Source organism: Rheinheimera sp. UJ51 (assembly GCF_020819615.1).
GTDB lineage: Bacteria > Pseudomonadota > Gammaproteobacteria > Enterobacterales > Alteromonadaceae > Alishewanella > Alishewanella maricola.
This window is the reverse complement of the sequence record NZ_JAJHOG010000005.1, coordinates 29,969-42,082: the sequence shown is the minus strand read 5'-3', so window position 1 is coordinate 42,082 and position 12,114 is coordinate 29,969. Positions and strand designations below refer to the sequence as shown.

At 46.9% G+C, this 12,114-nt stretch carries 8 protein-coding genes; 2 read left to right on the top strand and 6 right to left on the bottom strand.

Features of this window, described 5'->3' with window-relative positions:
• Positions 1–14: 14 nt before the first annotated feature.
• Positions 15–1,475 (bottom strand): hypothetical protein, encoded by a 1,461-nt coding sequence (locus LMJ53_RS07985; RefSeq protein ID WP_229585573.1) that lies wholly within the window; start codon positions 1,473–1,475, stop codon positions 15–17.
• Positions 1,476–1,514: 39 nt separating this feature from the next.
• Positions 1,515–2,516, bottom strand: a complete 1,002-nt coding sequence (locus LMJ53_RS07980; protein ID WP_229585572.1) for an NAD(P)H-quinone oxidoreductase — start codon at positions 2,514–2,516, stop codon at positions 1,515–1,517.
• A 95-nt stretch (positions 2,517–2,611) separates the two neighbouring features.
• Between LMJ53_RS07980 and LMJ53_RS07975 the strand changes: the two genes are divergently transcribed.
• Entirely contained in the window at positions 2,612–3,817 is a 1,206-nt protein-coding gene (locus LMJ53_RS07975; RefSeq protein WP_229585571.1) for a class I SAM-dependent methyltransferase, read from the top strand.
• Positions 3,818–4,026: 209 nt separating this feature from the next.
• On the opposite strand, the gene LMJ53_RS07970 is transcribed toward LMJ53_RS07975, so the two are convergent.
• From LMJ53_RS07970 to LMJ53_RS07955, 4 genes are all read right to left on the bottom strand, one after another.
• Entirely contained in the window at positions 4,027–4,326 is a 300-nt protein-coding gene (locus LMJ53_RS07970; RefSeq protein WP_226751662.1) for a PilZ domain-containing protein, read from the bottom strand.
• A gap of 61 nt (positions 4,327–4,387) precedes the next feature.
• Entirely contained in the window at positions 4,388–8,272 is a 3,885-nt protein-coding gene (gene hrpA, locus LMJ53_RS07965) for an ATP-dependent RNA helicase HrpA (RefSeq protein ID WP_229585570.1), read from the bottom strand.
• Positions 8,273–8,433: 161 nt separating this feature from the next.
• On the bottom strand, positions 8,434–8,853 hold the full coding sequence (locus LMJ53_RS07960; protein ID WP_226751664.1) for a CBS domain-containing protein: 420 nt from the start codon (positions 8,851–8,853) through the stop codon (positions 8,434–8,436).
• Between the two features lie 75 nt (positions 8,854–8,928).
• Positions 8,929–9,936 carry an isoaspartyl peptidase/L-asparaginase family protein gene (locus LMJ53_RS07955; protein ID WP_229585569.1) on the bottom strand — a complete coding sequence of 336 codons (1,008 nt, stop codon included), beginning with the start codon at positions 9,934–9,936 and terminating at the stop codon, positions 8,929–8,931.
• Positions 9,937–10,359: 423 nt separating this feature from the next.
• Here LMJ53_RS07955 and ggt point away from each other — a divergent pair, with 423 nt between their 5' ends.
• Positions 10,360–12,039 (top strand): gamma-glutamyltransferase, encoded by a 1,680-nt coding sequence (ggt, locus tag LMJ53_RS07950; protein WP_229585568.1) that lies wholly within the window; start codon positions 10,360–10,362, stop codon positions 12,037–12,039.
• Positions 12,040–12,114: the final 75 nt, after the last annotated feature.

Sequence of the window (12,114 nt, the reverse complement as noted above, 5' to 3'; positions counted from 1 at the left end):
GGCGCTTTGCTGGCTTAGTTCGAGATCACTATGGCTTTATTCCACAAGTTTTGGTTTTTGGTATGTAAAAAATAATCATAGGGATGCCAAAACTTCGGAATGAGCGGTGAAGCCATGCGCTCTTGGAAGTCGTAAACGAGCTTGCGTAAGATATCTAACAAACGCTCTTCAGGGATCACTTCAAGCTTTTTACGGGCTGGCGCAAAATATAAGTTATTTTCAATGCTTAACACGCAAGCTCGCGCAGACGCTTGGTACGTTAAACTGTAGGTCACAATACGACAAAACGGCTGGCGGAAATTGCTCGGATAAAGCCCGGCAACGATGGCGTATTCATAACGATCCATGTCGTTACCATCAGAGTCTTTTGGAATATAAGGCAAGCCATAACCTTGCGGAAACATCCCGACAATCCGCAAAAATCCCGCCACACTATTTTTACTAATTTTGCCAAGCTCAGCACTTTTATCTAGCGCCAAAGCGGCCTTTGGCAGATCTTCATAATTGTAAGATTGCTTGGTTGATAACACCATCGAGGTATAGATTTGCGGGATCCGCAGCACATTACCAATGCCCTCTTGCGGCCGGGCAGCTTGTTTCAGCAACAACAGCAATAACTCACGTTTTTGTTCTTCATCACGTACAAAGCGATCTCGCTCATCACGATCGCGTCCACGATAACGGCCCTTACTCAGTGCATGCTGCACATAAGTAAAGGCTTCATTGTAACTGTCTTGTAAAAAAGCATTGCGCTCATCCGCCTCGAGTTCACGAAACTCATCGAAGTTACCTTCAGGTCCTTTCAACAGCAATTGGCAGCTGGGATGACAACGGCCGATATCTTGTAAAATCGCCGCCATCAGCACCGTGACATGAATGTTATCGCGATAAGGATGGTGAATAGCATTCTCCGCGTAAGGGAGTTCTTTACTGGCTTGATAACATTCCATGATATACGGATGATCAATCAGACCGTCCATAACTAAACGGTCTAACAGGCGTAAACTGAGTAATGCTTTATAAAGATGGCGCGCTTTTTGGTTGGTCTTGGCGACCTGCCGGCCTTTAGTGGGCGACATTAATTGGATCGTACCGAGCATCTTGGCAGTTTGCTGGTTCGTATCCACAAAGGTGTCACTTTGGCATAGTTGTAATACATCATAACAAATCGCTTCTAGCTCGCTATAACGCTGAAATTTCGCCTCTTCAACTTGATTATTGAATTCTTGAGATTGGCTTTCGGCCTCTTTTAAATTGCGTGCTGTACCCTTACCTTTCGCGCCGCTTTGATTGTTTTCAAATAAATACAATTGCTGCTCTAACGCAGCAGCTTGCTTATCTTCTTGTGGCTTAGCGGCAAACCAGAGCACCGCTTGCTCATAAATTGAGTCTTTCAACGGACTATGGTTATAAATCCGCTCTATTAGCCTTTGCACCGTTTTTGCGTAGGTGGCCTTGCCAAAACTTACTGCCATGCGTATGTCGTCCTTTCACTTGGCGAAACACCAATCAATTTAAAACGTTAAAACCAATTTACCAATGGTTTGATTCGACGCCAGCAGTTGGTGTGCTTGCTCGACATCTGAGGCAACGAACTGTTGCTGGATCACCGGTGTAACCTTGCCGCTGGCCATATCTGCTGCAAAATCATTAATAAAGTCCGCAGTTAACTTGCCCTTGTAGGCTAAATCGCGATTACGTAAGGTAGAGCACCAGAGCTGGCCGCGTTTTCGAAATAACGGTACTAATTCGAATTCTGGCACCGTGCGCCCCCCCATCATCGCATAGATAATGATCTTACCATCTTGGGCTAATAAGGCGACGTCTTGATTAATATAAGGCCCGGCAACCGGATCTAAGATCAGATTGATGCCTTCTGGCCAAAACTGTTTTAACGCGTCACTAAACTGCTGCTGCCGATAGTTGATGGCATACTTAGCACCGAGCTTTAAACACGCCTCGGCTTTGTCTGCACTGCCCACCGTAACGGCACTGTGCAACCCTTTAGCTTTGGCTAATTGAATAGCAGAAGTGCCAACACCGCTGGCACCCGCATGAATAAGCACACGCTGGCCAGGTTGCGCTTGGCCTTCGGTAAATAATAATTGGTAAGCCGTTAGAAAGGTTTCTGCGGTTGCTGCGGCCTGAGCCATGGTCCAGCCATCCGGTACCGGCATGGCATGCGCTTCTGGCATCACCACATATTCGGCATAACCGCCACCATTGACTAAACCAAACACTTGCTGGCCCAGCCAAGCCTCTAAACGGGCATCCGCCACCGCTACCACGGTACCTGCTACCTCTAAGCCTAAAATGTCGCTATCGCCTGGCGGTGGCGGATACAACCCTTGGCGCTGCATCAAATCAGCACGATTAATCCCACAGGCTGCCACGTGAATTAATAGCTGCCCGGTCATTAATTCTGGTATGGCTTGGTTTTGCCATACTAAAACACTGTTTTTACCGGGTTGCTGTACCGAAACGGCATGCATTTGCTGGGGAATTGGCTTGTTCATAGCACTCCATACCGATAGCTGCACGAATTTACTTTAGCTTTGTCGGTCTCTTCTCTAAAATACGGTCTTTAGTCTAGCACAGCGTACTTAAAATCATGAATAGAACCGTAAACTTACCGACCATTGTCTTACAAGAAGGTCGTGAAAAAGCTTTAAACCGCCGCCATCCGTGGCTGTTTTCCAATGCCATCGATAAGGTGTTAAATACCCCCAATCGCGGCGACACGGTTGAAGTACTCAGCAGCAAAGGTGAGTGGCTGGCACGTGCCGCCTATTCACCGAGTTCACAAATTCGCGCCCGCATCTGGACCTTTCAACAAGATGAAGCGGTTGATGTTGATTTCTTTGTACGTAAAATCAGCCGAGCGTGGCAGATCCGTCAAAGTGTGTTTAATACCGTGGATACCAATGGCCTGCGCATCATAGCGGCCGAGTCGGACGATCTTCCCGGCGTTACTATCGATAAATTTGCCGATGTGTTGGTGGTGCAATTATTATCAGCGGGAGCGGATGCCAAACGCAAAATGCTGGTAAGCGCCTTGCAACAGGTTTTTCCTGAGCACAGTATTTATGAGCGTTCAGATGTTGATATCCGTAAAAAAGAAGGCTTACCACTGGTTAAAGGCTGGTTACATTTACCCCGCGAAAGCGGCGAAGTGCTCATTAAAGAGCACGGTATGACGCTGATTGTTGATATTGTTGAAGGCCATAAAACCGGTTTTTACCTCGATCAACGCGCCAGCCGTGCAGCCGTGCGTCGTTATGCGAAAGATGCCGAGATTTTAAACTGCTTTAGCTATACCGGTACCTTTGGCGTAGCCGCTTTATTAGGCGGTGCTCGTAATGTGACTAACGTGGATATGTCAGAATTAGCCTTAACCACCGCCAGCCGTAACGCCGAGCTTAATCACTTAGATGTGAATGCCCTTACCCATACACGGGCAGATGTGTTTAAGTTATTACGACAGTATCAAGAAGAAGGCAAAACCTTTGATATGATTATATTAGACCCGCCCAAGTTTGCGGATAATAAATCACAACTCAATGGTGCCTGTCGCGGTTACAAAGATATAAACCGCTTAGCAATGCAATTAGTTAAACCTGGCGGTTTACTCTTCACCTTTTCCTGCTCAGGCTTAATTGAAGAAACGTTATTTCAAAAAGTCGTGGCCGATGCGGCGCTGGATGCCAAGCGAGATTGTTTGTTTATCGAACGCTTACAACAAGACAGTGACCATCTAATTGCCAGCTTCTTTCCTGAAGGCTTTTACTTGAAAGGCTTAATTTGCAAAATCTATTAGGTCCGCTTGAGCTTTGCTGATTATTTGCAGAGAAGCGGCTTACAGCTCGGTATGACAGAGCATGTGAGTGTAATGTAATAGACAGAAGAAAATGTCAGCAGCAGTAACGTACCTGTTACTGTTGTTGGCATCAGCCAGTCAATAAAGTTGCTACGCCTTTATATTAAAAGGCCTAGCAACGTTATATAGCGACTGAGGGATTAACCGCTTTAGTTAAGCTCGATGAAAGCTAAACCCAAATTGTAGCTCTCTTCGCTGTCTTGGCTGCAACGCATTACCTTAGCAGTCGCATCAAGCGGCGGTACACTGGCATTCGGTGATTCTAAACGGATGCGGATTAAGGTGCCTAACTCAATCAACTCATCGGTTTCAACCGACATTCCCGAAGCACTTAAATCACGACAAACCCCATCTACCACTCGGGCGGCTTCTGGGTCGTTAATCATCAGCTTCACGTCAGCATTAACCATCATGCGGTAAAAATGCCGGTTATCATTCCTGTTTACCATAGCGATTTCCTTAAACTACTTAACCTTTATCTTAGCAAGCTTAACGCAGCCTGCAAGTATATTATTTAAGCTCTTGTACGGCATTAAGGATCCGCTTCGCCGAGATGGGATAAGGCGTACCCAATTGCTGCGCATGCTGCGATACTTTTAGCTCTTGTAGCATCCAACTTATCGCGCTTACAGCCTCAGGCAAGGGTTGCCCAGCAAATTTGCCAAGCAGTTGCAAATAAGCTTGTTCGGCATGTTGATATTCGTGCATTAACAAGCGATCTCGATTCGGATCGACCGGCAGTTTTTCTAAACGTTTTACCATAGCACTGAGATAACGCAGCAGATCATCCATGCGCGAAGCACCATGTTTTGTAACAAAGCCTTTAAAAATCAATTGCTCTAATTGGCTTTTCACATCGGCTTGCGCCTGATAATGCGCCAAATCGACTTTGCCCTTTAAACGCTTTTGAATTTCGTGATACTGGTTAAGGATCCGCTCAACCTGCAGCGCAATTTGCCGCACCCGTTCAGCTAAATCAGCACGTAAGCGCTCTTTTAGCTGCTGAAACGCGTTGGCATCTTGTACCGGCAGTGCTTGCGTAATTAACTCATCGGTGGCTGCCGCAATACAATCATCAATCAGCTCTAATACCTTACCAAACGGATTAAAGTACAAACCCAATTTGGCGCGGTTAGGTAACGTATCTTGTAAGTACTTCACCGGGGATGGAATATTTAATAATAATAAGCGACGCAAGCCTTTGATATGTTCTTGCTGCGCACGCTGCGGATTATCCAGCAGCCGAATGGCGACGCTATCGCCTTCATCAATTAAGGCCGGAAAGGCTTTAATTTCAAAACCCGCTTGCAGCTTGACATACTCTTGCGGTAAGTCACCAAAGGTCCAGTTCGTCAGCGCCGCCTGCTCAATGCCCTGCTCTGCCACTTCGCTAAGACTTTGCTGTACTTCACCTTGCAGCTGTTGTTTTAACAAAGCCAAGGAGCGTCCTTGCGCCACGAGCTTACGCTCATCGACAATTTTAAAATTCATCCGCAAATGCGCGGCTAAGCCTGACAGCTCCCAAGCATCTTCTGGAATAATCAGCCCCGACATTCGTTTTAATTTATACGTGACAACGTCTAACAGAGGGCCATCCTCTGGTTGAATGCTTTGCAACAAGGCATCTGCATAATTTGGCGCTGGCACAAAATTACGCCGCAAGTTTTTTGGTAACGATTTAATCAAGGCCACCAGTAATTCATGACGCAGTGCTGGGATCAACCAATCAAAGCCGGTATTTTCAACCTGATTCAGTAGCGCCAGCGGGATCAACACACTGACACCATCATCTGGTTCACCAGGTGCAAAATGGTATTCTAACGGTAAAGTTAAATTACCCTGCTGCCAGCTTTCTGGAAATTTAGCCGCGGTAATATCTGAGGCATCCCGCTGCAATAAAGCATCAGGATCGAAATTTAAAAAAGTCGCATCTTGTTGGCGCTTTTTCTTCCACCATTTAATAAAATCAACACGATTATTAGCATACACGGGAATACGCTCAGCATAGAAACTGGCTAACGCATCATCATCGATTAAAATATCGCGCCGCCGCGATTTCTCTTCGAGTGATTGCACCTGCTCAATTAATTGCTGATTGTGTTGTAAAAAAGCATCTTGCAGCCCCGACTCGCCATTAATCAAGCCTTCGCGAATAAACAGTTGGTGAGACACGGCTTCATCAATACGGCTATACAAAACCGGTCTTTTGCCGACAATGATCACACCGTATAACGTCACTTGTTCATAAGCGACGACAGCGCCTTTTTTCTTTTCCCAATGCGGTTCACTGTAACTGCGGTTAACCAAATGCTGCGCCAAGGGTTCAACCCATTCGGGTTCAATTTTGGCTAAACTTCGCGCATACAAACGGCTGGTTTCAACCCACTCAGCGGCCATCACCCATTTGGGTTTGCGTTTAAACAAATGGCTGCCCGGAAAAGCATAAAAACGGGTTTGCCGCGGGCCCAAATAATCGGCTTCGCTGTCTTTACAGCCAATTTGCCCTAATAAGCCGCTTAATAATGACATATGCACTTGCTGATAATTCGCGGCTTGCTCGTTGCTTTTAAGTTGCTGCTCTTGTGCCACCTGGCTTAATTGCGCAACGAGATCTTGCCACTCGCGCACACGTAGGTAGTTTAAAAATTCTAACCGGCAGTTACGGCGAAATTGATTATTCGTTAAGGCATCTTGCTGCTGTTGCAGGTGATCCCACAGTTTAAGCCAACTGCTAAAATCAGAATCCGGATCGGCAAAGCGGCTATGTAATTCATCGGCTTTTTGCTGTTTATCCAGTGGCCGCTCTCGCGGATCTTGGATCGATAACGCCGCCACAATCACTAACACTTCACGCAAGGCGCCATTATCACTGGCGGCTATCACCATCCGAGCTAAACGCGGATCGATAGGTAAACGTGCCAGTTGCTTTCCTAACGCGGTTAATTTTAGTGGGTCTTTACCGCGCTGCTGTGCAATTGCACTGAGCTCTTCTAACAGCTTTAAACCATCATTGACGAAGCGGCTATCAGGTTTTTGTAAAAAAGGAAAAGCTTCAATATCACCTAATCCCAGCGCCAGCATTTGCATAATCACCGATGCAAGGTTCGTGCGCAGGATCTCCGGATCGGTAAACTCGGGGCGTCCGATAAAGTCTTCTTCGCTGTATAAACGAATACAAATACCGGCAGCGACCCGACCACAACGGCCTTTGCGTTGATTCGCGCTCGCTTGACTGATCGCTTCAATGGGTAATTGTTGTACTTTGGAGCGATAGCTATAGCGCGAAATACGCGCAGTACCCGGATCGATCACATAACGGATCCCCGGTACCGTTAAGGAAGTTTCGGCCACGTTGGTCGATAACACGATGCGTCGGCCTGCATGCTGCTGAAAAATCCGATTTTGCTCGGCAGCACTTAGCCGCGCATACAGCGGTAAAACTTCGGTGTGCGGTAATTGCAGTTTTTCTAGCGCATCGGCCGTATCACGAATTTCACGCTCACCGTTTAAGAAAATTAAAATGTCACCTGGCGGCTCTTGATAGAGCTCATTGACGGCATCAAAGATACCTTGCAGCTGATCGCCATCTTTATCATCCAGTTCACTGTAAGGGCGATAACGCACTTCTACCGGATAAGTTCGCCCCGACACTTCAACAATAGGCGCATCGAAAAAATGCTTCGAAAACCGTTCCGGATCAATTGTCGCAGAAGTAATGATGACCTTTAAATCAGGACGCTTCGGTAATAATTGCTTCAAATAACCTAATAAAAAATCGATATTTAAGCTGCGTTCATGCGCTTCATCGATAATCAACGTATCGTATTGATTTAAAAATCGGTCATGCTGCATCTCGGTCAGCAAAATACCGTCGGTCATTAACTTTATTAAGGTGTCGGCATGAGTATGATCGCCAAAGCGGATTTTATAACCGACTTGCTGCCCAACCTGACAATCTAATTCTTCAGCTAAACGCGCACAAACACTGCGGGCGGCAAGACGACGAGGCTGAGTATGGCCAATCGTACCGGCCACACCTCGGCCTAACTCTAAACAAATTTTCGGGATCTGAGTGGTTTTACCCGAACCGGTTTCACCGGCAATGATCACCACTTGATGCGCAGCAATGGCGGCTTTAATGTCATCTTTTTTAGCAACAACCGGTAACTCTTGAGGGTAATGAAGCGCCGGCACGGCTTTCGCCCGCACTTGGCGCAGCGCCATGGAGCGCTCAATATCGGCACAGAGCCGTGACAATTTACTTTGCTGTGCTGCAACGTCAGCGAGTTTTTTTAGCGCAGATAATTGGCGACGGAAACGAAACTGATCTTGCAGTAAGCAATCAGCCAATTTTGCGTAACATTCGGAAACAGAAAATGGTGCTGTAGCAGACAAAATAACGCCCTCAGAAGTCAGAGGGCGCAATGCTACCAAGTAAGGGTGCGGCAATCCAGTAATACGCTACACCGCCTGCTAACTGAAGTGTAAATATACTGAGGCGTCAGTGTTTAACCCACCTTACCGTATTAAGTGTAAATATACTAAGCCGTTAGTGTTTAACCTACTTTACCGTAATGCGAGTGTAGTTCCTTATCTATTGCCGCTAACACATCGGAACGGGTAATGATCCCCAGTAAAAAACCATCATCGTCGACAACCGGATAGAGTTTCGGCTGCGCTTTTAGCATCGTTTGTGCCACATCAATGATGCCGTAGTAATCTTTAACCGTCAGCACATTCGTTTGCATAATATCTGACACTTTAAACGATTGCTGATCGTGATAGGTTGACATCAGCATTCGGGCTAAACAATCTTGCTCTGAAATAAACCCAATAATTTTGCGCCGTTCATCAATAACCGGCCCACCGGTTTGTCGGCATTTAATTAATCGATCAACCGCCATTTCTACTGGCATCTCCGCATTAAAGGTCACGGGATGCTTATTCATATAATCAGCGACTTTCAGTAAATCCATATTTCCCCCACAACAACCTGTTAGTTAACATTTTAAGCTTAGCTCATCAGGCAAATTTTGCATGGGGGTTAACGATTAATTCTCAGCGTTTTCACTAAAAATTTCGACCCGCAGTGGCGTGACTGCGCCACGCATTGCGCGGTACATCCCTTCAGTGTTAAACGCCCAGCTTAATTGCCCGGCCGCGTCTACCACAATAACACCGCCAGTGCCCCCTACTTTTGCCAGTTCACTCATGACTTCTTGCGCGGCCACAGAGGCCATTTTACCTTGATATTTAACCCGTGCGCAGATATCAGAAGCCACTTGATAGCGGATAAAGTATTCACCATGGCCTGTCGCAGAAACCGCACAACTGCTGTTATCCGCAAAGTTACCGGCACCGATCACCGGGGCATCGCCAATGCGGCCATAGCGTTTCGCGGTCATACCACCGGTTGAAGTGGCAGCGGCTAAATTACCGGCCTGATCTATCGCAACGGCGCCCACGGTGCCCATGCGCCACGCTGGATCAAATGGGATCTGTGCTTGATGCGGTTGCGGTGCCATAGCTTGCTTAGCACGTTGCAAGGCTTTATACCGAAACTCGGTGTTGTAATAGGTATTTTTTACTCGCTCAAGTGGCAAGGTATCAGCAAAGGCTTCAGCTCCGGCGCCAGCAAGCATGACATGCTCAGATTGCTCCATCACGGCACGTGCTAATAAAATGGGGTTTTTAATCGTACTGATCCCCGCCACGGCACCGGCTTGTCGGTCTTGTCCCTGCATGATTGACGCATCCAATTCATGCTGCTCGTCAAAGGTATATACCGCCCCCTTGCCCGCATTAAATAACGGTGAATCCTCCAACAGCATCACTGCAGCGGTCACGGCATCTAAGCTGCTACCCCCTTGCTGTAGTACCGCGTAACCCTGCTCTACGGCTTGGGTTAACGCCGCTTCATAGGCTTGTTGCTGCTCGGTTGTCATTTGTGCTTTGTTGATCGTACCGGCACCACCATGAATAACAATGCCAACGGGGCTTGCTGCGAATGCATTAACACCAGCAACACTTAGCAATGCCGCTAAAACGGAAACTTTCATCGTCTCTTCTACCTTTCTCAGTGAATAAATTCTGCTATTAGATGTACGTTATTTCAGCGGGCTCAGCAAGTATATCGGTTGATTAAGCTATTTCTTGCGATAGATCAAAACGTAAAATCAGTTAGCGCTTATATTAACGCCCGTTGTTAGCATTTTTGGTGTTACAACACTAACCTGACACTTTGGCGCCTTTATTGGGCGCCTTTTTTATGTTGCTCAGCCGCTTGCTCAGCGCTGAGTCAATCGAAAGTGTACTGCATGCTGGATGGCACTTACCGCCGTGAGTTAGCCCATAAACGCTCTGCAAAAAAGCACTTAACACCGCTTTATTTTTGCTAAGACTAAAAGCGCATAACAACATCGATTTCTTTTCTTAAACGTCAATGCTATGTTCTGTGTTTCATCTTTGTTCGGAGCTTCGCTATGTCTTTCTTCACTCGTCCGTTCAGCCGCTTAGGGCTGATTGTTTGTCTCACCGTTATGTCTCCCGTGCAGGCAGAAAACGCCCTTAACGCCGGTGCGGTCGCCAGCCCAGATCGTTATGGTGCCGAAGTAGCGGCAGCGGTTTTAAAACAAGGCGGCAATGCCGTTGATGCAGCAGTGGCTACGGCTTTAACCTTAGCGGTAACCTATCCTGAGGCAGGCAATATCGGTGGCGGTGGCTTTATGACACTGTGGTTTAACAATAAAGCCTATTTTCTCGACTATCGGGAAATGGCACCGGCAAAAGCGCACCGTGATATGTATTTAAATGCCGAAGGTGAAGTAATCGAAGGCATGAGCTTAGTGGGTCATCGAGCTTCCGGCGTGCCAGGTACCGTCATGGGCTTGTGGCAAGCACACCAGCAGTTCGGCAGCTTGCCTTGGGCAACTTTAGTCGCGCCAGCGATTAAACTGGCAGAGGAAGGCTTCACCGTGCCAGATAAAGCCTATCATTATGAAGGGAATGCGCTACAACGTTATGCCGGACGGACAAACTTTGCTGACTATTTTGGCGCAATGCGCCCAGGCGAACAGTTTAAACAACCGGCTTTAGCAAAAACCTTAAGCCGAATTGCTGAGCATGGCCCAGCCGATTTTTACCAAGGTGAAACCGCAAAATTACTGTTAGCTGAAATGGCGAGGGGGCAAGGTTTAATCAGTGCCGAAGACTTAGCCAATTATCGGGCAGTCTGGCGTAACCCTATTGTGACTACTTGGCGCGATAAACAATTGATAACCGTCGCACCACCTAGCTCAGGAGGTATTGCGTTAATTCAATTGCTGACGTTAAAAGATCTGAATGCTCCCCACTTTGCTAATGTCAGCCATAACTCGGCCCAATACGTTCACTTAATTGCCGAAATCGAAAAACGCGTTTTTGCCGATCGTGCCGATTATCTTGGTGATCCTGATTTTACTGAAGTACCACAGCAACGCTTACTCGATCAGCGTTACTTAGCCAAGCGCGCCAGTGAAGTGAATGCCAAGGCTATTTCAGAGACGGCAAAAGTACGCCCGGGTTTAGAATCTGAGCAAACCACCCATTTTTCCATCGTCGATAAAGCCGGTAATGCGGTGTCAAATACCTATACCCTGAATTTAGATTATGGCAGTGGTGTTGTGGTGACCGATGCAGGCTTTTTATTGAATAATGAAATGGATGATTTTTCTGCCAAAGCCGGTGTGCCGAACGCTTTTGGTGTGGTTGGTAGTGATGCCAATGCCATTGCGCCGAATAAACGCATGTTATCCTCGATGACGCCGAGTATTGTGTTAAAAGATCAAAAACTGGAATTAGTGATTGGCACACCCGGTGGCTCAACCATTTTCACCAGTATCTTTCAGGTGATGCTGAATATTTATGATTATAAAATGACTCCCGCTGCTGCGGTGGCTGCGCTGCGCTTTCATCATCAATTGTTACCTCAAGATCAAATTCGCTTAGAACCCTATGCCAATTTAGCCAGCGAAGTAGCAGCAGAGTTAAAACAGCGTGGATATCAGCTTCACACGCCAAACTGGAACCTTGGCGATATTCAATTAATTAAAATTGAAAACCAGACACCGATCGCCGTGGCCGATCCACGTGGTCGCGGTGTAGCATTACTGGTTGAAGATTAAATACCGCTTGCCACTGTACTAAAGCCTTATTGTCGTTAGTCGCATGCTGACCGATAGTAAGGCATATTATTGTTA